Genomic DNA, 22,722 nt, shown 5'->3' with positions numbered 1-22,722 from the left:
TGGTGCGTTCTGTTCTTGGTGTGTGTCAATGTCGATCATTCATAATATCAGCGTGAGAAGTGGTCGGTTGGTAAAGCTCACATTCGAATCTGCTCCCTTTACTCGGGCCGCCCGAAAGACGGCCGGAACGGCACGTCAGGCGCGAAGCCGTATCGTCACTCTCGCGACCGTTCTCGGCATCGTCTACGTCGGAATGTTTGGCAAGCTGATCTATTATGGCGTTGCCGTCGACACGACCACATCGAGCATTCCGCCAAATCCGATCATGGCCTCCAGACCTGATATTCTCGACCGCAACGGCGAGCTTCTGGCGACGGATATCCGCACCGTGTCGATGTTTGCCGAGCCGAGCCATATGGTCGATGTCGACGAAGCGGTTGAGAAGCTCACGCAACTCTTCCCGGAGCTCGACCGAAAGACACTCTATCAAAAGCTGTCGGACAAACGTTCACAATTCACCTGGCTGCGTCGCCAGCTGACGCCGAAACAGCAAAACGAGGTTCTGGCTCTCGGCCTTCCCGCGATCGGTTTCCGCCCGGAAGTGAAGCGCTTCTATCCTGGCGGGCGAACGGCGGCTCACATTCTCGGCTATGTCGATATCGACAACAAAGGCATGGCGGGCATGGAGAAATATCTCGACTTGCAGGGCCTTTCCGATCTGGAATCGACGGGGCTCGCAGTGCGCGAAAACCTGGAGCCGGTGAAGCTGTCGATTGATATTCGCGCGCAAAATGTCGTTCATGACGTCGTCACCGACGCAATCACCACTTACAAGGGCAAAGCCGCCGGCGCCGTCATCCTCGATGTCCATACCGGTGAGGTGCTCGCCATGGCGTCGGCCCCCGATTTCGATCCGAATGACCCGCAGGCGACTGGCAGCGAAGGCTGGCTGAACCGTATGTCGAACGGCACTTTCGAAATGGGCTCGACCTTCAAGACCTTCTCGATGGCATTGGCGCTCGACAGCGGCACGGTGAAACTCACCGACAGCTTCGACGCCACGGGGCCGCTGCACTACGGCGGCTTTACCATTCACGACGACCATGACGTGCCGCGCCGTTGGCTCACCATTCCGGAGATCTTCCGCTATTCTTCCAATATCGGCACGGCGAGGATGATGGATCTGGTCGGCATGGATCGGCAGAAGGATTATCTGACCCGCTTCGGCCTCCTGAGCAAGATGCAGACGGAGTTGCCGGAAGTGAAGACGCCGACGCAGCCGAAGGTCTGGAAGAAGATCAACTCGATCACGATCTCCTTCGGCCATGGTGTCGCGACCACGCCGCTGCAGACAGCTGTTGCCGGTGCCGCGCTCGTGGATGGCGGCGAGCTCATAGAGCCGACTTTCCTGCCGCGCTCCGCCGAGGAAGCCGCGAAAACCGAGCAGCAGATCGTCAAGAAAAGTACCAGCGACACGATCCGCTATCTCTTCAAGCTCAACGGCGAACAAGGCTCGGGGCGCACCGCCGACGTGCCCGGCTTCCATGTCGGCGGCAAGACGGGCACGGCAAACAAGGTCGTGAACGGCCATTATTCGCACACGCTGAGTTTCAACGCCTATCTGGCGGCCTTCCCGATCGATGCACCGAAATATGTCGTGCTGTCCTTCATCGATGAACCGCTGACCGGCCAGCACGGGCTTACCTTCGCGACGAATACGGCAGCTCCGATGGTGCATGACATCATCAGTCGCGTCGCACCGATCCTCGGCGTTGAACCGGATTTCGGGCAGAACCTGCTGGCCTCATATTGAGGCCGTACCAGACGCCATCCGGTAACGCAGGCTATCCGACTTTCATCACTTTGCGTCATCCGGGCTACATACTTGCAGTCTAGGTCATTGGCTGGAGGTGCGCGCCTCATGTCCAATCGAACGAACGTCACTGCAAAACGCCTGATGGACGCCTGCGAGCTGCTGCTTTGCGAGGCCCATGCCCTCGAAGAGCTGACGGCGCGCCGGATCGCGATCCGGGCGCAGGCGACGCCTTCGGCGATCGCCTATCATTTCGGGTCCCAGGAAGAACTGATCACCGCGGTTGCGGAACGTGTCTATCGCCGACTGAACGCCGAGCGCCTGAGCCTGCTGCAGAAAGCTATCGACCGGCGGGCGCCAAATCCGCCTGATATCGACGAGGTGATAGCAGCCCTTGTCGGCCCTTCGATCCGCTGGGCAACCGATCCGACTTCGAGCTATCCCGTGCTGTCTCACTTCACCTCGATGGCGCACAGCCACCGTGAAGGCGCGCCTTTCTACCGTCGCATCATCGAGGATGTCGAACATCACCGGGCCTTTATTCCGCAATTGAAGCGGATCGCGCCCTGGCTCGACGAAGTGGATATCGGCTGGCGGATGAACTGCGCACTGGGCATCCGTTCGCAGGTCACCCGCAGCCGACAGCGCACCGAGGTTCTGACCAATCATCAGATGGACCTCGACAATCCGGACGTCGTCATCGCGCGAATGGTGGAAGTCATTGCGCCGATGTTCCGAAGGGTCTCCTGACGTCGGCGGATCAAGTTCGGGCGGCTTTCGAACAGCATTCGAAATCCGTCACGCCTGCGAAACACGCTCCCTCTATCGGTTCTTGCGAGAACTATCAGGGAGCCATCCGATGCGCCGCGAAACCACTTTCATTCATCTGACCGACCTGCACATCGGCACCGCCGATGACGATCATCTTTATAGCGATACGACTGAGACGCTGAGCCAAGTGCTCGATCTGGTCGCAACGGTGACGCCTAGGCCGCAATTCGTGGTCGCCAGCGGCGACCTCACCAACCGCGGCGATGCGGACAGTTTCCGCCGGCTGAAGGAGATCATGGATGCACGGATCGACGTGCCGGTTATCTATGCGCTCGGCAATCACGATACCCGCGCCGGCTTCTACGAGGGCATGGGCATTGCAACTGAAGATCCGGACGCTCCTTACGATCACGATGTCGTCGTCGACGGCATTCACATCGTCACGATCGATTCCTCCACGCCGGGGCTGATCGGCGGCACGATCGATCTGGAGCAGTTCGACTGGCTGGCCTCGACGCTGGACACACATCCCGACCTGCCGAAGCTGATCGTCGTTCATCATCCGCCGGCTCTGGGTGAAGAACCTGACGCAACTCACTGGCGTACCATTCATTTTCCGCAGTCTGAGCGCTTCCGCACGCTGCTCATGGGCCGCAACATCATCGGCATCCTCAGCGGACACATCCATCACGACCGTGTTTCGGTCTGGCACGGCATCCCCGTGGTCGTCGGCACCGGCCAGCATGCGGCGACCGACATTCTGCGCACGGATATTTTGCGCATGGTGCGGGGCGCCTCCTTCGGCATCGGCACGATCCGTCCGTCCGGACTCACAATGGCCTTCGTGCCACTGCCGTCCGACCGCGCCGAACTCAACACCTATCCGCTCGAAATGCTGATGGCGCGGGCCGTTCCCGTCGCCGCCGAATAAACGTCAGGAGGCATCCATGTTGCGCAGGACCACGTTGAAATTCACCGCAGCGATCGCCGCCGTTTCGCTCTTGCCATCGGGCGCATTTGCTCAAATGCCCGCATCTGTCGACAAGCCGGTGACGATCAGCTTCTACAACTACAATCTCGCCTCGGCGAGCGCCGGTGCTGAAGCGACCAAGGAACTGATTGCCGGTTTCGAAAAGAAATTTTCGAACATCAAGGTCGAGACCGTCGCTGTACCGTCCAACGAGATCATGTCGCGCGTGCAGGCCGACATCGTCGCCGGCAAGCAGCCGGACGTGGCGCAGTTGGTATTCCGCGACCTGATCTATATTGCCAGCGATCTCGGCGCCAATGCCCTTGAAGACATGGTCGATGCGACCGAGCTGCAGGATCAGTTCGCCGGCATGATCCCGCAGGGACTCGAACTGGGCAAGGTCGATGGCAAGACCTATGGCCTTGCCTACACGTTTTCGACGCCAATCCTTTTCTACAATGCCGACCTCTTCAAGCAGGCTGGCCTCGATCCGGACAAGCCGCCCAGGACCTGGGACGAAGTCAATGCTGACGGCAAGGCCATCAAGGAAAAGACCGGCAAGAACGGCTTCTTTCCGGGTGCCTATGGTCCGACCGACGGCACCTTCGTCTATCAGTCGATCGTCATGTCGAACGGCGGCAAGGTGCGCGATGGCAACAAGCTGACCTTTGCCGACAAGGACGCGGCGGATGCCGTGAAGATGTTGCGCAACATGGTCGACAGCGGCGCGCATGCCAAGATCGATCCGGCCAGTGCATCCGACACGTTTGCTGCCGGCAATATGGGCATGTTCCTCTATACGAGCGCATTGCTTTCCAGCGTCAAGAAGTCGGCGGCGGGCAAGTTCGACCTGCGTCTGGCACCGATGCCCTCCTTTGGCGACAAGCCGACGGCGCCGACCAATTCCGGCAGCGCGCTCTTCGTCTTCAGCAAGGATCCCGAAAAGCAGCGCGCCTCCTACGAGCTCCTCAAGTACCTGACGAGCAAGGAAGCCTACACGATCATCACCAGCAAGATCGGCTACCTGCCGCTGCGCCTCGATATCGTCGACGATCCGAACTACCTCGGCCCCTGGGTCAAGGAAAACCCGATGTTCCGGGCCAATCTCAAGCAGCTCGACCACTTGACCGCAAACATTGCCTTTCCCGGCCCAAATTACCGCCAGGTCGAAAAGATGATGATGGACAGCGTTCGCGAGGCCGTCTTCGGCAGCGGTGATCCGGTGGAAGCCTTGAAGGCCGCGCAGGAGCAGGGCCAGGATCTGATGCCGTAAGCCGCCCTGGTTTTCACGAGGAAGGTGAGGGGCGGCCGCGAGGGCTACCCCTCATCGAAATCGATCGGAGCTTTCGCAATGACAGATATCCAGGCAGAGGTTGCCGGCCCCGCCGCAGCGAAGACGGCTTCGACGCGATCGGATATCAGCCGCGAACGCTTCAGCATTTCGCCTTTGCTTTATCTGGCACCTGCGCTCGTCCTGCTGATGGTCTGGACATACATACCGCTTGCCGAGGCGTTCCGCCTGTCTTTCTACCAGTGGAACATGCTGCCGACGTCGCCGCAGCGCTTTGTCGGGCTGACCAATTACCAGCGGTTACTGGCGCTGCCGGAAATGCGCAACGCTCTCTGGAACACGCTCTACTATACGATCGGCCTGTTTCCGATGTCGGTGATCATTCCACTTTTCGTGGCGATCTGGACGCAGGATCTCGGCGGCCGCGCCCGGACGATCTACCGGGCGCTGATTTTCGTGCCAATGATCATCGCTCCTGTCGTCGCCGCCATCCTGTGGCGCTGGCTGTTGAACGAAGATCAGGGGCTTATAACCTTGACTCTCGAGGGTTTGGGCCTCGGCCGCATCGGCTTCCTGACCGATCCCGCCTACGCGCTGCCGACGCTCACCTGGATCACCGGCTGGAAGCTGATCGGTTTTTCAACCCTGCTCTTTTCCGCAGCCAATGCCGGTCTCAATCCATCCTATATCGAGGCCGCGCGCATCGATGGGGCCAGCCGCTGGCGCATCATCTGCGACATAAGGCTACCGCTGCTCTCGCCGACCATCCTGCTGTTGTCGATGATGACGGTGCTGTTCGGTGCGCAATGGAGCTTTGCCTATATCAACGTGCTGACGAATGGCGGGCCGCTGAAATCCACGACCAATATTTTCTACCTTCTCTGGGAATACGGTTTCCAGACGCTTTCGGCAGGCTGGAGTTCGGCTGCCGGCATGATCGCCTTTGCCGGATTTGCAGTGCTCGCAGCGCTCTGCATGTGGCTGACGAAGAGGTTCGCCTTCTATGACAACTGATGCCCTCGACGATCACCGGCCTAGCCGACCCGTGACATCACGCGGGTTCGCACGCAAGTTCGTCGTGCACGCAGTCATGGTGCTGCTTTCCCTCGTTTCGATCTTTCCGGTCTACTGGATGATCGTGACCTCGCTGCGGCCCGATAACGAGATTTTCTCGACCGTGCTCTGGCCATCGCATCCGACCTTGGAGAACTACATCTTCGTTCTGACACGCGTGCCGATGCTGCAGATGCTGTTCAACACGACGGTCGTTTCTGTCGCGACCGCGTTTCTGCAGGTTGTGACCGGCATGTTTGCTGCTTATGCATTGGTGCGCTGGCGCATGCGGTTTTCGTCAGTCGTTCATGGGCTGATTGCACTTTCATGGCTGGTGCCGTTCCAGGTCACGATGATTCCGAACTATGTGCTCGCTTCAAGGCTTGGGCTACTCGACACATTGACGGGTCTTGTCGTGCCCAATGCGTCCCACGCCTTTGCGATCCTGCTTCTCTATCACGCCATGCGGGCTTTCCCGATCGAGGTGCTCGAGGCGGCTCGCATGGATGGGGCGCGGAGCTTCCGTATCCTCTGGCAGATCGTCACGCCGAATATGGGCGCGCCCATCGCCTCGCTGTCGATCATCGCCTTCATTTCCGCTTGGAACGAATATTTCTGGCCGCTGCTGCTATCGCGCAAGCCCGAGAACTCGGTCGTGCAGATCGGATTGCAGATGTTCATGACCCAGGAGGGCAATCTCTGGGGACCATTGATGGCTGCAGCAGCACTCGCCAGCCTGCCGATCCTGATCCTATATCTTATTCTCCAGCGCCACGTTATTGAATCCTTTATGAAATCCGGAATCCGCTGACAATGGAAAATTATGAGAGACTGATTGTGCTCGATGGCGCTCGTAACGTGCGCGACCTTGGCGGCTATCCGGTCGGCGATGGGAGACAGACGCGCTGGCGCTCGCTCATGCGCGGCGACGCTCTGCATATGCTGAGCGAAGCCGACATCGAGGCGCTGATCGCCCACGGAGTTACGACGGTCATCGACTTGCGCAATCCGCAGGAACGCGAAAGAGAGGCCAATCCATTCATGAACGATGCGCGCGTTCGCTACGAAAATGTTTCGCTGTTCTCGGCGCTAGCGCCGGTCGAAATGATGGCGGCGCAATCGATCGATTTCGACATGGGCGACCGCTATTGTCACGCGCTCGACAATTGCCAGCTGGCGATCGCCAAGGTGCTGACGACGATCGCACGGGCACCTGATGGGATCGTGCTCTTTCATTGTACGGCCGGCAAGGACCGCACCGGCATCATTGCCGCTTTGATGTTGGCCCATGCCGGTGTCGATGAAGCGACGATCATCGAAGATTATGCGCTTACGGGCTCGATATTTGCTCCCGTGCTCGCGGAGTTCCGGGCCCGGGCCATCGCACGCGGCGTGCCGTCAGATCTAGCGGACCTGATCCTCGCCTCGGCGCCGCAGAGCATGGCCCGGACACTCGGATACCTTGCCGGGCATTACGGCGGTGCCGGCACCTATTTCGCGCGGATCGGCCTTGGCGAGGCGGAGATCGCCAGCCTCGAACAGCGGCTGTGCGGCTGATTCTTGCTCTGACGTTTCGAGCGGGCGCGCCTTCAGCCCGGTTTATGAAGCCGAGGTCTGCCGTTGTCGAAGCTCTTGCGTCCACTCTTCCAACCGGCAACGACGCGGGCGATCTCGCGCACTGCGGTATGTGGGCCGGGGCTGTCGAGCAGTACGATCGTGGCTTCGGCGCCTGCCTCTAATCGTCTGACGCTGCCGAATTGACGTGCCGCCGCCTCTGTCACCATGTTGAAGACCAGCGCCATATCCTCGTCTCGCGAGAGCTGGGCGACGTTGGCATAGAGATTGGCCATGCGGATCAACGAAGCGTCACCATAAGGAGTGAAGGGATTGAGCACGTTGTTGGTCGCAATGGAGGTCACGACGCCGCGGCTTGCCAGCAGGTGAGCGGGCGCGACTCCGCGCGGAACCAGCCGGTCGTGACCGCGCCCGTTCAGAAACAGATCGGTGGACGGCAGAACGGAAAGCGCAATGCCGGCCTGAGCCAGCCTATCTGCAATGGAGACGATCTCCGCCTGTGACATGGCCGAGAGGTTGGTGACGTGGCCGATCGCAACGCGACCTTGCCAGCCGTGACGGAGTGTGGCGTCGATCACCGCCGGCAAATCGGTCCGCTCGGGATCGAGGCTGAAATCGAGATGGAAGTCGATTGGCACGTCATGCTTGAGCGCCAGTGCAAAGACCATCTCGATGTGCCTGTTGGGATCCGGATCCGTATAGGGACAACCGCCGACCAGATCTGCGCCGTTGGAGAGCGCGTGATCGAGCATGTCTGATGTCACGGGCTCGTTCGTCAGCCCGTCCTGGGCAAAGGCACAGATCTCGATATCGAGCGCGAAGGCGTAGTCTTCACGGATACGTTTGATTGCTTCGAAGGAACGGAGGCCGGCGCGAGTGTCGATCTCGACGAAGGTGCGCATACGCGTGGTGCCGTGCGAAATTGCCTTCTCGACGACGCGGGCCGCGCGGGCATAGACATCGTCTTGCTTGAAGCTCGCCTTGGCCCTGGCCGTCTCCCGCACGGCCTCGGCAAGCGTACCTTCGCAAATCGTGCAGCGGTCGAGAATACAGGCCTTGTCCAGATGGATATGCGTATCGACAAACCCGCCGAAGGCGAAGGCGCCCTCGCCATCGACGCTTTCGATCGCCTCGCAACGCATGCCGGATCCGATGTCAGCGATCCGGTCCTCGCGCACGGCGATGTCGACGAGAGCACCATTTTCCTCGATGCGGACATTGCGGATAATGAGATCAAACAATGAGACAGACGTCACAGCGAAATTGCTCCCCCGTCGCTGCGTGGGTCGTGAGCACCGTCGATTGCCCCGTCTTGCGTGATGCGGATTATGCCGGCTTGGCCGCCCAGCGGGCTGAAACTGTTGATCGTCGAAATCTCATGGCCCATGGCGGCAAGTGCGGCGACCGTTTCGGGGCCGGCATTCTCCTCGATCTTCAGGCTGTCCCGACTGTCGGAGAAGGTGCGGCCGAGCAGGAAGCGTGGGCGGGAGAGCGCCTCGGATGGATCGAGGCCGTGGTCGATCAGCAGGCTGAGGAGCAGCGACAAGGTCTGCGGCTGTCCATCTGCCCCTTGCGTCCCATAGACGAGGTGAGGACGGCCGTCCCTGAGCGCCAGGCCGGGATTGAGCGTGTAGAACGGACGCTTGCCGGGACGGATGACATTGGCGCTGGCACAGTCAACGCTGAAGGCTGCACCCCTGTTTTGCCAAAGGATACCGGTATCGCCGACGACAACGCCACTTCCCCAATCGAAATAGAGGCTCTGTAACAGCGAAGCACAGCGTCCCCGGTCGTCGACAGCGGCGAGCAGGGCCGTGTCACCGTGTCGATAGGGCTCTGGCCAGGGCAGCGCGCGGCCGGGATCGATTGCCGCTGCCTTGGTCGCGAGGCGCCCGGGCTCAAGCAGCTTTGACGAAACATCGTCCGAATATCGGGGATCGGCGATGCTATGCCGGTCGAGAAAGGCCTGCTTCACCGCCTCGACAAGCCTATGATAGAAGCTTGCGCTATCCGGCGGAAAATCCGCCATCGGCAGATGGTCGAGCACACCCATGATCCCGAGCGTGGTTATGCCCTGGGTTGGCGGAGGCGGGGCAAGCAGGACGGTATCGCGATAGTTCTGCTTGATCGGAGCCGCCATCTCCGTTCGTGTTGCGGCGAGATCGGCTGCTGAAAGCGGTGAGCCGGCTTCGGCGAGCCCCGTTGCAATCCGCCGAGCGAGCGCACCCTCATAGAATTCGCGGCTGCCGTGGCGGGCGATCGCCTGAAAGGTCTTGCCAAGCGCTGGCTGGCGCTGGATGCCTGACGCCTGGAAAAGACCCGTGAATCCTGGCCACCTCTCCAACTCGCCACGGCGGAAATCATACCAGAACGCCTGTGACCGGCTGACCTCGAATCCGTCTTCCGCAAGGGCGATCGCATCGTCCAAAAGGCCCGACAAGCTCTCCGAACCCGACCATTCGGTGGCGGAATAGGCAAGCACCGTCTGCCAGCTATCGACGAGGCAGGCCGTCGTCAACGTGGAGCCGGCGCCCCGCAGCGGGATATCTCCATCCGGAATGATGCTTGCCGCCTGACCGATGCCGAGGAATGTCTGCGCCTTGCCCGCCTCATCGGACACCATCCAGACCGCATCACCGCCAAGCCCGCAGAAATGCGGGTAGGCGACCGCAAGCGCAGCGCCGGCGGCGACCAGCGCCTCAATGGCATTGCCGCCGCGCCTCAGGACTTTGGCGCCGGCTTCGCTTGCAAGCCAGTGCGGCGTCACGATCATGGCGCCGGACGATGTGCCGGGCTCCGCACCTTGCTTGCCGGGAGACGACATCAGCGGATCACCGCGCCGTTTTCTGCCACCAGGCGGCCTTCCTTGAAGACGCGACGCGGCTTCGGAATGGCGACAACGGCCTCCGGCACGTGTTCCGCCGCGAGCGTGACGAAATCGGCCTTTGCGCCGACAGCAATGCCGTAGCCTTCCAGTCGCAACGCCTTGGCACCGCCTGCCGTCACGACATCGAAAGCAGCGCTGAGCTCCGTATCGGTATAAAAACCGGAGCGGTAGGCGATGATCTCTGCCCGGCGCAGCATGTCGCCGTCCCCAAAGGGCCACCAGGAATCGCGGATATTGTCGCTGCCGCTGAAAACATTGACGCCGGCGGCCCGCAACAGCGCGACCGGCGGGAAATTGTGATTGCCGGGCGCGTTGGTCATGATCGAGACGCCGCTCCGAGCGATCAGGGCGGCAATCTTCTTTGCTGCCTCCGGTGCGAGATCGCCGAGACCATAGGCATGGCTGACCGCGACATGGCCCTGCATGCCAAGTGCAGTCGTGCGAGCGCAGATCTCCTCGATCGTCATGGCCCCGAGCGTGCCTGCGTCATGAAGATGGATATCGACATCGACGCCGCGCCTTTCCGCGATACCGAAGACGACGTCGAGATGGCCCTTGATGTCGCGGTCGAAGGACAGCGGATCGAGACCGCCGACAAGATCGGCACCCATCGCGATTGCCTCGTCCATCAGTTCCGGCGTGCCCGGGCTCTTCAGGATACCGCTTTGCGGGAAGGCAACGAGCTGGATGTCGATGATGCCGGCATATCCCTCACGCACCCTCAGGATGGTTTCGAGCGACTTCAGGCCGACCGATCCATCGACCATCACGTGGCTGCGCATCTGCAATGCCCCGTTCGAAATGCAGAGGTCGAGCTGATTGCGGGCGCGCTCATCCATGGGCGCTGCGGCTGCCATGTTCTCAGCCTGAAAAGCGACGCGTTCATGCACGTCGAAGCCATTGACGCATGGCTTATGCGGGATCCACCTGTCACCGTAGAAGCTGGTATCGAGATGGATATGACCCTCGACGAAGCTTGGCACGATAAGGGCTCCGCCGATATCGACGACATCTTTCACGCCCCCCTGGCTGGAGCCAGTCTCTCCTATCGCCGTGATCCGGCCGTCCTGCACCACGATATCTTTCAGCGTACTGTCGGCAAGCTTTGCGTTGGTGAAGACTGTTTGCGTTGCGCTCACTTGTGTTTCCTTTCCCGTCAATTCTGGTCCGGCCCCCGTTTGTGCGGTGGCCGGCCACTTTTTGGCAATGGATGATCAGTTCTGCGGCAGCGTACCCTGCACGCCGTCGATCAGCCATGTCATGCCCTTGATGTCATTCTCGGAGAGTTCCTGACCGGCGGCGACCTTCACCTTGCCGCTCTGGTCTTTGATCTCGCCCGCAAAGACTTTCAGCTTGCCGGCAACGATGGCATCCTCGGCCACCTTCATTTCCTTGGCGACGGATTCAGGCAGTTCGGGGCTGCTCGTCGTCATCTTGACGTAGCCGCCTTCGCCAAGCCCAAGCCAGGTGCTTTCCGGCTTCCAGTTGCCCTCCATGACAGCCTTGGCAGCACTGATATGGGCCGAGCTCCAGTCGAGTTCGTAGGAGACAAGCTGTTTCTTCTTCACGTAGCGAGAGAAATCGCCGGTATTGCCGATTGACCAGACGCCCTTCTCCTCGGCGGCAAGGCCCTGAACCGGCGTGTTGGGGCTACCCGAGAGAACGTCGGCGCCTTGAGCCACGAGGGCGGCGACAGCATCCTTTTCCTTGGCCGGATCGACCCAGGCATTGGCCCAGACGACCTTGACGACGACATCGGGATTGACGCTGCGTGCCCCGAGAAGGAAGGCATTGATGCTGTAAATGACCTGCGGCACGGGGAAAGCGCCGACCCAGCCGAGTACATTGGACTTCGTCATACGGCCGGCGGCAATGCCGGTCACATAGGCGCCTTCATATTCGCGGGCTTCGAAGACGCCGAGATTGGTGCCGGCGGCAATGCCGGCGCAGCATTCGAAATGCGAGTTCGGCATCGTCGGCGCGAGCTTCTTCAGCGAGGCATATTGCGAGAAGGTGGTACCGAAGATCAGCTTATGGCCCTGGGCCGACAGCTGGCGGAACAGCCGCTCGCAGTCCTGGATCTGGGCGACATTCTCGAGGGCGGTGACCTTCACCTTGCCCGGGAAGGCACTTTCCAGGGCACGCCAGGCATTGGCCTGGAAATATTCCCAGCCGGTGTCGGAAATCGGACCCATGTGAATGACACCGACTTTCAGCACTTCATCGGCGGCGAGAAGCGGGCGGACACCGGTTGCTGCGATCAGAGATCCGGCTGCTGCAGTCTTCAGGAAATCGCGTCTGGATTGGAATTTCATTTTCAGTTCCTCTCTTGTTGTATTTGTATGCGGCATCGAGGTTCAGCCTCCGGCGACGAAGGGCTGTCCAAGGGAAGCGGGGACGTTGAGACGCATCAGCGTCGCGTTGCGTGAGATCAGCACCAGCACGAGGATCGTGACGAGGTAGGGCAGGGCGGACATCAGTTCCGAGGGCAGGCCGATGCCGGCGCTCTGTGCAAAGAGTTGCGCGATGGTCGCGCCGCCGAAAAGATAGGCGCCGAGAAAGCATCGGCCTGGGCGCCATGTGGCGAAGACCACCAGCGCGACTGCGATCCAGCCGCGCCCGGCAATCAGCCCCTCTGTCCAGAGCGACGTATAGACGATCGAGATATAGGCGCCTCCGACCCCGGCCATCGCGCCGCCGAACAGTGTGCAGAGATAGCGGATCAGCACTACCGGATAGCCGATGGCATGGGCCGAGGAGGGCGCCTCGCCCACTGCCCGGACGATGAGGCCGTACCGGGTGCGATAGAGAAAGAACCAGACGCCGGCAAACAGTGCCCAGGAAAGCCAGACCAGCGGGTGCAACTGTCCGAGGACGATGCCAAGTAATGGGATTTTGGAGGCGAGTACGGAAAGCGTCGACGGCTCCATGACAATCGCCATGCCGACATAGCTCTTGCCGATGAAAGAGCCGAAGCTGGTTCCGAAAATGGTCATCGCCAGGCCGACCGCCACCTGATGGGCGCGAAAGCTGACGACCAGCACCGAAAACATCAACGCCAAAACCATGGCGGCAAGCATCGCTGTCATCACGGCGAGCCAGAGCTCACCCGTCGTCTGCATGGTGATGAAGGCGATGACCGCGCCGACCACCATCATGCCCTCGACGCCCATGTTGAGCACACCGGAGCGCTCGGTGACCAGCTCTCCAAGGGCTGCATAGACGAGCGGCGTGCCGGCGATCAGTGTGGCAATCAGAATGGGAAGAATCTGGCTCATCATGCCGTGACGCCCTTTCTGCCGGATGTCTTGAAGCGGATACGGTGGTGGACGAGGACATCGGCCGTCAGCAGGAAGAAGAGCAGTGTGCTCTGCAACAGGCCGGTGATGGAGGAGGGCATGCCCAGCGACATCTGGGCGAGATCGCCAGCGAGATAGAGCAGCGCCATCAACAGTCCCGACAAGAGGATGCCGAGCGGGTTCAATCGGCCGAGATAGGCGACGATGATCGCCGCATAGCCGTAGCCGGGTGAGGCATTGGGAAAGATCTGCGCCAAAGGCCCGGCAATCTCGCCGACACCCGCCATGCCGGCAACTGCGCCGCTGACCAGCATGCCGATCCAGACCGCGCGCGTCACGCTGAAGCCGGCGTAACGCGCTGCCCCCGCAGACAGGCCGGTGACCTTCAGCTGGAAACCGATGAAGCTGCGCTTCATGAAGATCCATCCCGTGACAACGGCGATCAGCGCGAGGATGATGCTGGCATTCATGCGCGTGCCTTCAACGAGAATCGGAAAGAGGGCAGCCGGCGCTAACGGCTCGGACTGCGGGAAATTGAAACCGGCCGGGTCGCGCCAGGGGCCGAAGATCAGCCAGGTCAGCCAGAGCCCGGCGACATAGTTCAACATGAGGCTGGTAAGGATCTCAGACGCATTGAAGCGAACACGCAGAAACGCGGGGATGGCCGCCCAGATCATGCCGCCGATTGCTCCGGAAACGACCATCGCCGGCAGCACCGAGAGGCCACCATCCGGGCCGAAATGCAGGGCAACATAGCCGCCGAAGATGACGCCTGCGGTCAGCTGTCCCTCGGCGCCGACATTCCAGATGCCGGCACGGAAACCGATCGCAAGACCGATGCCGATCAGCACCAGGGGGGCCGCCTTGATCAGCAATTCGCCGACACCATAGAGATCGGCGAGCGGCGCCGTCAGAAAGGTGACGAGCGCGCCAAGCGGTTCGAGGCCGGCCGAGGCAAAGATGACCATCGCGACACCTGCGGTCAGAACAAGCGAGATCACCGGCGACAGGAAAATCATCAGCGTGGAGGGCTTAGGGCGTCGCTCAAAGCGCATCGGCCATCTCCTTTTCCATCCTGCTGCCGGACATGGCGAGGCCTATATCGTTGCGATTGGCGTCTGCGATCGCCGTTGCCTCTGTCAGTCGGCCTCCGGCGATGACGGCGATGTGATCGGCAATGTCGAAGAGCTCATCCAGCTCTTCCGAGATGACGACGATTGCGGCGCCACGCTCACGCAAATCGAGCAACGCCTGGCGGATGACGAGCGCTGCACCGACATCGACGCCCCAGGTCGGCTGCGAGACGATGAGCACGCCTGGCTCCTGGAGGATTTCGCGTCCGATGATGAATTTCTGCAGGTTGCCGCCCGAAAGACTGCCGGCAGGCGCTGCCGGTCCAGGGCAGCGGACGTCAAAGGCCCTGATGCAGCGTTCGGCAAAGTCGAGGATGCGGTCGAAACGGATAAGGCCGGCCTCGACGGCGCCGCCGCTATTGGCGGTGAGCAGCACATTCTCCGACAGCGGCAATGAGGGAACAGATCCCTGCCGCAGCCGATCCTCGGGGACCGAGCAAAGGCCGAGTTTGCGCCGTCCGGCCGGATCGAGATGTCCCGCCGGAGCGCCGTCGATGATAATGGCGTCCCTTCTTGCAAGACGGGTTTCGCCGGAGAGTGCGGCCAGCAATTCCTGTTGGCCATTACCGGAGACCCCGGCAATCCCGAGGATCTCTCCACCCCGCACCGAAAGCGTAATACTGGATAGTATCGTGCCGAATGGATCGGCAGTCGGCAGATCAAGACCGTTTACGGCAAGCCTGACGGCACCGGCAACGCTCCGCGTGCGCTGGCGATATTCGGCAAGGTCCGTGCCGATCATAAGGCGGGCCATCGAGGCCGGGCTTTCCAGCGATGGATCGCACACACCGGTGACGCGGCCGCCTCGCAGGATCGTCGCTTTATGGCAAAGATCCCTGATCTCATTCAGCTTATGGCTGATGTAGAGGATGCTGCAGCCCTCTTCCGCGATCTGCCGGAGCGTTATGAAGAGCTTCTCGACCGCTTGCGGTGTCAGGACGGAGGTGGGTTCGTCGAGGATCAGAAGGCGCGGATTCTGCAGCAACGCGCGGATGATCTCGACGCGCTGTCGCTCGCCGACGGACATGGTGTAGATATGCCTGCCAGGCTCGACCGGGAGGCCGTAGTGGGTCGCGACATCGGCAATCCTCCCGGACAGTATTTCAATATTCTGTTTGCCCGGCAGAGCGAGAGCGATGTTTTCTGCGACCGTCAGCGTATCGAAGAGCGCAAAATGCTGGAACACCATCCCGATGCCGAGTCTCTGCGCGTCGGCAGGTGAGGTGATGCTCACCTCCCGCCCATCCCACAGCATGTCGCCGGAGTCGGCATGGACCATCCCATAGATGATCTTCATAAGCGTCGACTTGCCGGCACCATTCTCACCAACGATCGCGTGGATCTCACCAGGATTGACGCGGAGATCGATCCCATCATTGGCAATGACGCCCGGATAGGTTTTACCAATGCCTCGGAGCTCCAGACGGTATTCCGATGATGATGACGCAGTATGCGGCATGAGCAAAATCCAGGCTACATGATCTTGAAAATCAAGTATGCAATATGGATGCCAAGACGTATCGCAAGCGGCGACGCCGAAATCACAAAGGACTAAGCATAGGAATTCATTGCAAGAAAAATGACGACGAGGCCATACTCACTGCAAAGTGCAGCTACTGATCTGGAAGATAGGCAACCAGATCGCGTCTACATAATGATCATAATATTGTATACGTGATTGAAAAGTCGGCAGCTCAGCCGGCTGCGCGGTTGGAAAATCGCGAGAGGATCGAACCGATGTCAGCCTCCACGGCAAGATCGTCCTCGATCAAGGCGCGGCTTTCGACGGACGACAGATGTTCGTCCATCAGCTGTTCCGCTGCGGGCAGGTCGCCCTTCTTCAATGCGCCGATGAGACCGGAATGTTCACTGATAGCGCATTCGCTGGAATGCGGCCGGCTGTACATGGCAAGGATCAGCGAGCAGCGGGAGACGAGCTCGGAGAGGTAGCGCTCGAGCAGGGCATTCCCTGACAACTCGGCAAGCTTCAGATGGAATTCGCCCGCAAGACGGGTCGAAAGCCGCACATCTCCTCTGGCGTGAGCGGCTTCCTCTTCCTGCACATGCTCTCGCAGCAGCTTTTCGATTGCAGGGTTCCAGCGCTTTATAACCGCCTTCATCACCTCCCGCTCGAGCGCGCGTCGGACGGCGAAGGCGTCGCGGGCCTCATCGAGGCTCGGCTGGGCCACAGTGGCAGTGCGCTTGTGGTAGGTGTCGACCAGTCCCTGGGCTTGCAGCTTGGCCAGCACGGTGCGCACCAGCGTGCGGCTCATCGAAAAATGCCGACCGATCTCGTCTTCAGGAAGCTTGGTGCCTGCTTTCAGCGCCTGCTCGATGATGGCCTGACGAAGGGTGCGATGGGCTGTATCTACCCGATCGGAATTGGAGGACATGTGATTTCAGAGGCTCGTTTGATTTTGTATACGTTAGCGCGCTGCCAAGGATACAACAAGCCGATACTTGTCGCGTAAACGCGGTGATGCCGCATTGAAATAGTCCGGGCCGGATGGACGCTTATTCTCATCGTGAAGGTCAAATCTCGCAGCTTACGGAGATCAAATGCGGGTCTTCGGCGCAATCGTCAGCTCCGAACCATAGGCGCCGCGCATTTCCGTCGCCGCGGATGGATCGCGGTCGCCGGCCTTGTGCAGAAGCGTGGAGCGATAGCCTTCCGCATGACTGCCTTCGATCAGTGTCACATCGGCATTGCCCGGATTATCGGAGCGCTCGAACCATTCGACGCTGTGATGCAGAAAATTCATCTCGAAGGCACGATTGGTGACACCGTGGCCGACGATGATCACGGTGTCGTTGCCGCTTCCGATGTCATGCATAACAGTTTGCAGAAACAGCCGCACCCGCTGGGCAACGTCCGCCCGGCTCTCGCCATCCGGCGGACGGGCGTAGAATTTGCCGCTGTTGTTGCGCAGCCGCGCCCATTTCTCAAATTCTTCTGGAAACTTGCGCCGCTGCTCGGCCCGGTCATAAATCTCGGTGAACAAGCCGAAATCCTGTTCCCGCAGCAGGTAGTCCTCATGCACACCGCCGATGGCGCTAGCAGGCGAGGCCTCAATGATTGCGTCCTTCGTCTGGCGCGTCCGCAGATATGGCGAATGCCAGATGGTTGCCTTCCGCGCAGCAACGGGCAGCGTAGCCAGACAGTCAGCGATCCTGCGCCCCGCTGCCAGCGCCTGCCGATAACCCCATTCCGTCAGCGGAACATTATGATCGCCGAACTGCCGGTAGGCGCTCTCACTGATGTTGCCAAGAGATTCGCCGTGTCGAACGAGAAAGATGTGCATGGCCGTCCGTTCATGCCGAAGATCATGCATCATGACGGGCGCGCCGGCGCTGCGCAATGGCTACGAATTGGTGGACGAACTCCCCCAACAAAGCCTGCGTTCGTAGCTGCCGTCCGATTGACGGACGGCAGCATCTTCGAGGCAGGTCAGGGCAAAGTGTGTCCTGCGGCCGTAAACAGCCGATACCATTCCTGGCGGGTGAGCGAGACAGAAGAGCCGGCTGCGGCTTCGACGACACGTTCCGGTTTCGTGGTGCCAAGGACGACCTGGATTTTTGCCGGATGGCGGGTGATCCAGGCAACGGCAATACCTGTCGGGGTGACGCCGCAAGCCTTGGCGAGTTCGTCGATGACATCGTTCAGATCGGCAAAGTCTTCGCGGTCGCCGAGGAATACGCCGTCGAAAAAGCCCTTCTGGAATGGCGACCACGCCTGCAGCATCATGCCATTGATGCGGGAATAGTCGAGGAGACCGTTGTCGCGATCGACTGACTGGTCAAGGCCGGCCATGTTGGCTGCGACGCCTGATGCGATCAATGGCGCGTGCGTGATGCTGAGCTGTACCTGGTTGACGATGAGTGGCTGCGTCACCGCAGTTTTAAGAAGGTCGACCTGGCCAGGCGTGTGGTTGGAAACGCCGAAATGGCGGACCTTGCCCGAAGATTTGAGCGTGTCGAAGGCTGTGGCAACTTCCTCGGGCTCGACGAGCGTATCGGGACGATGCAGCAGAAGCACATCCAGATAATCGGTCTTCAGCGCCGCGAGCGACTGATCCACGGAGGCCAATATATGCTCGGCGGAGAAATCGAAAAATCCCTTGCGGATGCCGACCTTGCTCTGGATGACAAGCTTTTCCCGTTCGGCCGCATCAAGTGAAATTGCCTCGCCAAAGCGAGCCTCGCAGCGATGCGGCGTGCCTCCATAGATGTCAGCATGATCGAAAAACGTCACGCCGGCGTCCCGGGCCGCCCCAACGAGCTGCTGAATTTCGCCGTTGCTCATGTTTGGGATCCGCATCATTCCAAGGATGATGCTCGACACGTCGAGGTCGGTTTGCGGAAGCCTGTAGAATTTCATGATGAATACCTCGGAGGTTGGGAAATAACTAAATAGTTATCTGCTTATTATGCGAACGACGGCCGCATGGCCAGCCGAAGCTATTGTTGTCAGGCGATCGATGGCATCGAAGATTCGCTGATGCCGGCCTCGGATTCGGTCGCCCCCTTTGGACGAACCTCCCATGATAGGCTAGAGATTGCCATGCTTCCGCAAGGATATCGGCTGTAAATTGGAGGAAATGCGTGGCGGATCAGGCAAAATTGGCGGCGTCCCGCCGGGCTGCGCAGCGGGTGACCCTGCGTACCGTGGCGAAATCGGTGGGCCTCTCCGTCACGACTGTCAGCCGCGCTTTGAAGGACGGGCCCGAGGTCAACCGGGAGACGATTGACCTCGTCAAGAAAGCCGCATCCGATCTCGGTTATCGACCGAACCTCGGCGGCATAAACCTGAAAACGGGCAAGACACATGCTGTCGGTGTCATCATGCCGTTCCAGCGGGAGGGCGAGATGAATATCGTCGTCGCTTCGTTGATCGAAGGTTTTTGCGGCGCGATGAAACGCCTGGGCTACCGCACGACCGTTGTCCCACAGTTTCAGGCAGACGATCCGCTGACAACGGTGCGAGATCTCGTCGAGGAAGGGACGGTCGATGGCGTCATTCTCACCCATACGAGACCCCAGGACGATCGGGTGAAATATCTGCTGGAGGTCGGCATGCCCTTCGTCACCTTCGGGCGTACTGAACTGCTGAGCAAACATCCAAGTATCGACATAGACCACGAGGAGATCGGCGCGGCGGCTGCGGCGCGTTTGCTCGATGCAGGACACAAGGCACCGCTGCTTGTCGCGCCTTCCAGCCAGTTCACCTACAGCCTGCAATTCATCAAGGGCTGGACGGCTGAGTTCAATCGCCGGAACCAAACCGTTCCCGACGAGCGGATGTTCTTCACCGCAACCACCCCTGACAGCGGCAAGAAGATTGCCGTGGATGCGCTTGCAAAATACCCTGATGTCACCAGCGCCTTCGTGGCAAGCGACGAGGCGGCCCTTGGCTTCGTTTCCGGTCTCGCCGATCTCGGGCGAAAGGTCGGCGAGGATTTTTCCATACTGACCTATTCGGGCAGTCGGCTTCACGACTTCTACAACCCGTCGCTCAGTACCTATTATTTCCCGAATTTCCTCATCGGACAGCGCCTGAGCGATCTTCTCTACAGGTCGATGCAGGGCGAGGCTGCATCCGGCCTGATTGAGATCGTCCGTGCCAGTTTTGTCGAACGCCGCAGCGAATTCAACCGTCGCTAAAAATCCCCCGGAAATTCTTCGCAGGTCAAGTCGTTCGTAACGTTACGAATTCGGCTGGCGTTGTCGCAAGGGAAATAGAAATCCAGACGGAATGCCGTTGACACCATAAGCCACGCCATGCATTCGTAACGTTACGAATTGCCTTTTGAAGCGGAGGAGCGCTCCAGAGGGCAAGAAAATATGCTGTGAAATGATGGGAGGACGGCGTGGGTGCTCAAGCGCTTTTTTTCGGCTCGCCAATTTGGACGTTTAACTGGAACCCGCCTTATGCGGCACCTCTGCGCCGGCTGGCTGCCACCGGCTGCAAAGGTTTCGAGCTGACGGCGTGGTCCGTCGACATGCTCGGTTATTACACCGACGAGACGATCCGCGAGCTCAGGTCGATCGCCGACGGCGAAGGGCTAACGCTGACCAACTTCTTCTACAATCTGCCATTTTCACGCGACGATGGCGCGCCGGTCTCCCGTGTGGACCTCGATGCCTATAAACGCGGCGTCGAGCTGGCGGCAAAGATCGGCACGCCGATCATGACAAGCATGACGCCTTATCCTTTCCAATCGGATATCCGGCCAATCCTGCAGCGGCCCACTGCCCAGGAATGGTCCGCCGTCGTCAGACCCGAATGGGATTGGGCTGAGGAATATGAGGTTGTCGTGGAAGGCTTCGCCGCCGCTTGCGGCCTTGCCGCGGATGCCGCGCTGCGTGTCGCCATCGAACCGCACCCCTATCGCTGGGTAAGCTCGGGTCAGGGAATGCTGCGATTGATCGAGCGCACGGGCGCACCCAATCTCGGACTCAATTTCGATCCAAGCCATCTCTTTCCAGCGGGCGACATGCCGCATTACGTGGTGCTGCAGCTTGGAGACCGGATCTACAACACACATTTCTCCGACAATGAGGGGCACACAAATGCCCACTGGCGCCCCGGTCGCGGCAAGATCGACTGGAAGGCGATTTTCGCGGCCCTGCGCACAATAGGCTATTCGGGACCGATAACCCTGGAGCTTGAAGATGCGCCCGGCGCGTCGCACTGGACCCATTTCCGGGAAGCCACGCCGGAATTCGATTCCGAAATGAAGCGCGGCATCCGCTACCTGCGCGACTGCGCTGCCGAACTCGACATCATCATCGCCTGAGGAACCAAAATGAGCGGGAACAACCCTATGAAAGTCGGCATTGTCGGTGCCGGGAATATTAGCGCCACTTATGTCGCGACGCTGCATATGTTCGATTTCATTCGCGTGAAATCGATCTACGACCTCTACCAGGAACCGGCGCGCAAGCTTGCCGAACAGTTCGGGGTGCAGTCGGTGTCGCTCGATTCAATGCTTGCCGACCCCGAAATCGGCCTCATTATCAACCTCACCACCCCGACCGCGCATTATTCCATCAGCAAGAAGGCGCTGCTTGCCGGCAAACACGTATACTCCGAAAAGCCGCTCGGGGTTTCGATGGAAGAAGCCGAGGAATTGATGGCGCTTGCCCGGGCCGGCGATCTGCGGCTCGGCTGCGCACCCGATACGTTTCTGGGCGGCGGCCATCAGTTGACGCGGCGTCTCTACGACGAAGGCCGCATCGGCACGGCGATTTCCGCAACCGCCATGCTGCTTCTGCCGGGTCACGAGCATTGGCATCCCAATCCGGCATTCTTCTACGGTCGCGGCGGCGGGCCGATGCTCGATGTCGGCCCCTATTATGTCACCAATCTCATCGCCCTTCTCGGACCGGTTCGCGAAGTCTTCGGCGCTGCCAAGGTCACCCGCATTGAGCGGACCGTAAAGACGCAGCCACGTTTCGGCGAGACGATCAAGGTGCTGACGCCGACGCATCTGACCGGTGTCATGGAGTTCCATAGCGGTGCGACGGTGACGATCGCCACGAGCTTTGACGTCATCAAGCACAAGCACAACCAGATCGAGATCTATGGTTCCAAGGGCTCGATGGTGACGCCGGACCCAAACAACTTCACGGGCAAGGTCGAGATCTTCACCGAAGGCGATGAGGCCTGGGAGGAGGTGACAGTCGATCATCCCTACGTCGAAGGCGTTCCCGGTCATCTCGGCCTGAGAGGACTTGGTGCAGCCGAGATGGTGGATTCACTGCGCTCCGGCAGGCCGCACCGCGTCTCGTCGGAACTCGCTTTTCATGCCCTCGAGGTGATGACCGCCTTTGAACGATCTGCACAGTCCAAACGGCCGGTCGCCATCCGCAGCAGCTGCGGTCGTCCGGATCCGATTGCAAAGCATCTGAAGGAAGGCAGTTTCATTTAGAACTCTCTCCCGCCGACCGGGCGATGCGAGAATGCATCGTCCGTCGAGGAGAGGAGAGT

At 60.1% G+C, this 22,722-nt stretch carries 20 protein-coding genes; 10 read left to right on the top strand and 10 right to left on the bottom strand.

Features of this window, described 5'->3' with window-relative positions; all coding sequences use genetic code 11:
• Nucleotides 1–28: 28 nt before the first annotated feature.
• The 7 genes from FHX06_RS33300 to FHX06_RS33270 all read left to right on the top strand — a co-directional run bounded on the left by FHX06_RS33300 (nucleotide 29) and on the right by FHX06_RS33270 (nucleotide 7,395).
• Entirely contained in the window at nucleotides 29–1,753 is a 1,725-nt protein-coding gene (locus FHX06_RS33300) for a peptidoglycan D,D-transpeptidase FtsI family protein (RefSeq protein WP_113201815.1), read from the top strand.
• Nucleotides 1,754–1,861: 108 nt separating this feature from the next.
• Nucleotides 1,862–2,503, top strand: a complete 642-nt coding sequence (locus tag FHX06_RS33295) for a TetR/AcrR family transcriptional regulator (protein ID WP_113014138.1) — start codon at nucleotides 1,862–1,864, stop codon at nucleotides 2,501–2,503.
• A 109-nt stretch (nucleotides 2,504–2,612) separates the two neighbouring features.
• The gene (locus tag FHX06_RS33290; protein ID WP_183882441.1) at nucleotides 2,613–3,455 is read left to right on the top strand and encodes a metallophosphoesterase family protein; all 843 of its coding nucleotides are present in this window, start codon (nucleotides 2,613–2,615) and stop codon (nucleotides 3,453–3,455) included.
• A 16-nt stretch (nucleotides 3,456–3,471) separates the two neighbouring features.
• On the top strand, nucleotides 3,472–4,767 hold the full coding sequence (locus FHX06_RS33285) for an ABC transporter substrate-binding protein (protein WP_183882439.1): 1,296 nt from the start codon (nucleotides 3,472–3,474) through the stop codon (nucleotides 4,765–4,767).
• A 78-nt stretch (nucleotides 4,768–4,845) separates the two neighbouring features.
• The gene (locus tag FHX06_RS33280; protein ID WP_183882437.1) at nucleotides 4,846–5,799 is read left to right on the top strand and encodes a carbohydrate ABC transporter permease; all 954 of its coding nucleotides are present in this window, start codon (nucleotides 4,846–4,848) and stop codon (nucleotides 5,797–5,799) included.
• Nucleotides 5,789–6,649: a carbohydrate ABC transporter permease gene (locus FHX06_RS33275; RefSeq protein ID WP_183882435.1), complete on the top strand. Its 861-nt coding sequence runs from the start codon at nucleotides 5,789–5,791 to the stop codon at nucleotides 6,647–6,649. The genes FHX06_RS33280 and FHX06_RS33275 overlap by 11 nt, the downstream gene beginning before the upstream one ends.
• Nucleotides 6,650–6,651: 2 nt before the next feature.
• The gene (locus FHX06_RS33270; protein ID WP_183882434.1) at nucleotides 6,652–7,395 is read left to right on the top strand and encodes a tyrosine-protein phosphatase; all 744 of its coding nucleotides are present in this window, start codon (nucleotides 6,652–6,654) and stop codon (nucleotides 7,393–7,395) included.
• Between the two features lie 32 nt (nucleotides 7,396–7,427).
• Here the strand turns inward: FHX06_RS33270 and FHX06_RS33265 are convergent, their stop codons facing one another.
• From FHX06_RS33265 to FHX06_RS33220, 10 genes are all read right to left on the bottom strand, one after another.
• Complete coding sequence (locus tag FHX06_RS33265; protein ID WP_312866625.1) at nucleotides 7,428–8,669, bottom strand: amidohydrolase family protein; 1,242 nt, start codon at nucleotides 8,667–8,669, stop codon at nucleotides 7,428–7,430.
• Nucleotides 8,666–10,237 (bottom strand): gamma-glutamyltransferase family protein, encoded by a 1,572-nt coding sequence (locus tag FHX06_RS33260; RefSeq protein ID WP_246715750.1) that lies wholly within the window; start codon nucleotides 10,235–10,237, stop codon nucleotides 8,666–8,668. The genes FHX06_RS33265 and FHX06_RS33260 overlap by 4 nt, the downstream gene beginning before the upstream one ends.
• The gene (locus tag FHX06_RS33255) at nucleotides 10,237–11,439 is read right to left on the bottom strand and encodes an amidohydrolase family protein (RefSeq protein WP_183882433.1); all 1,203 of its coding nucleotides are present in this window, start codon (nucleotides 11,437–11,439) and stop codon (nucleotides 10,237–10,239) included. Before FHX06_RS33255 ends, FHX06_RS33260 begins: the two co-directional genes overlap by 1 nt.
• 75 nt (nucleotides 11,440–11,514) lie before the next feature.
• Nucleotides 11,515–12,615 carry a BMP family ABC transporter substrate-binding protein gene (locus tag FHX06_RS33250; protein WP_183882432.1) on the bottom strand — a complete coding sequence of 367 codons (1,101 nt, stop codon included), beginning with the start codon at nucleotides 12,613–12,615 and terminating at the stop codon, nucleotides 11,515–11,517.
• A 42-nt stretch (nucleotides 12,616–12,657) separates the two neighbouring features.
• Nucleotides 12,658–13,578: an ABC transporter permease gene (locus FHX06_RS33245; RefSeq protein WP_183882469.1), complete on the bottom strand. Its 921-nt coding sequence runs from the start codon at nucleotides 13,576–13,578 to the stop codon at nucleotides 12,658–12,660.
• A complete protein-coding gene (locus FHX06_RS33240) occupies nucleotides 13,578–14,654 on the bottom strand; it encodes an ABC transporter permease (protein WP_113014153.1) in 1,077 nt (358 codons plus the stop codon). Before FHX06_RS33240 ends, FHX06_RS33245 begins: the two co-directional genes overlap by 1 nt.
• Nucleotides 14,644–16,191, bottom strand: a complete 1,548-nt coding sequence (locus FHX06_RS33235; RefSeq protein WP_113014155.1) for an ABC transporter ATP-binding protein — start codon at nucleotides 16,189–16,191, stop codon at nucleotides 14,644–14,646. Before FHX06_RS33235 ends, FHX06_RS33240 begins: the two co-directional genes overlap by 11 nt.
• Nucleotides 16,192–16,426: 235 nt before the next feature.
• Nucleotides 16,427–17,125: a GntR family transcriptional regulator gene (locus FHX06_RS33230; RefSeq protein WP_112545448.1), complete on the bottom strand. Its 699-nt coding sequence runs from the start codon at nucleotides 17,123–17,125 to the stop codon at nucleotides 16,427–16,429.
• Nucleotides 17,126–17,287: 162 nt separating this feature from the next.
• A complete protein-coding gene (locus FHX06_RS33225; RefSeq protein ID WP_113210372.1) occupies nucleotides 17,288–18,034 on the bottom strand; it encodes a histidine phosphatase family protein in 747 nt (248 codons plus the stop codon).
• Nucleotides 18,035–18,180: 146 nt separating this feature from the next.
• Entirely contained in the window at nucleotides 18,181–19,110 is a 930-nt protein-coding gene (locus tag FHX06_RS33220) for an aldo/keto reductase family oxidoreductase (RefSeq protein ID WP_183882431.1), read from the bottom strand.
• Between the two features lie 224 nt (nucleotides 19,111–19,334).
• On the opposite strand from FHX06_RS33220, the gene FHX06_RS33215 reads away from it, so the two are divergent.
• From FHX06_RS33215 to FHX06_RS33205, 3 genes are all read left to right on the top strand, one after another.
• A complete protein-coding gene (locus FHX06_RS33215) occupies nucleotides 19,335–20,393 on the top strand; it encodes a substrate-binding domain-containing protein (RefSeq protein ID WP_113210266.1) in 1,059 nt (352 codons plus the stop codon).
• Between the two features lie 206 nt (nucleotides 20,394–20,599).
• Complete coding sequence (locus tag FHX06_RS33210) at nucleotides 20,600–21,529, top strand: sugar phosphate isomerase/epimerase family protein (RefSeq protein ID WP_183882430.1); 930 nt, start codon at nucleotides 20,600–20,602, stop codon at nucleotides 21,527–21,529.
• Nucleotides 21,530–21,538: 9 nt separating this feature from the next.
• Nucleotides 21,539–22,663, top strand: a complete 1,125-nt coding sequence (locus tag FHX06_RS33205; RefSeq protein WP_113210268.1) for a Gfo/Idh/MocA family protein — start codon at nucleotides 21,539–21,541, stop codon at nucleotides 22,661–22,663.
• Nucleotides 22,664–22,722 lie beyond the last annotated feature (59 nt).

Origin of the sequence: Rhizobium sp. BK512, from assembly GCF_014194915.1 — a bacterium.
Lineage (GTDB): Bacteria > Pseudomonadota > Alphaproteobacteria > Rhizobiales > Rhizobiaceae > Rhizobium.
Note: the sequence above shows the minus strand (reverse complement) of the source record. Positions and strands in the feature narration are given on the sequence as shown.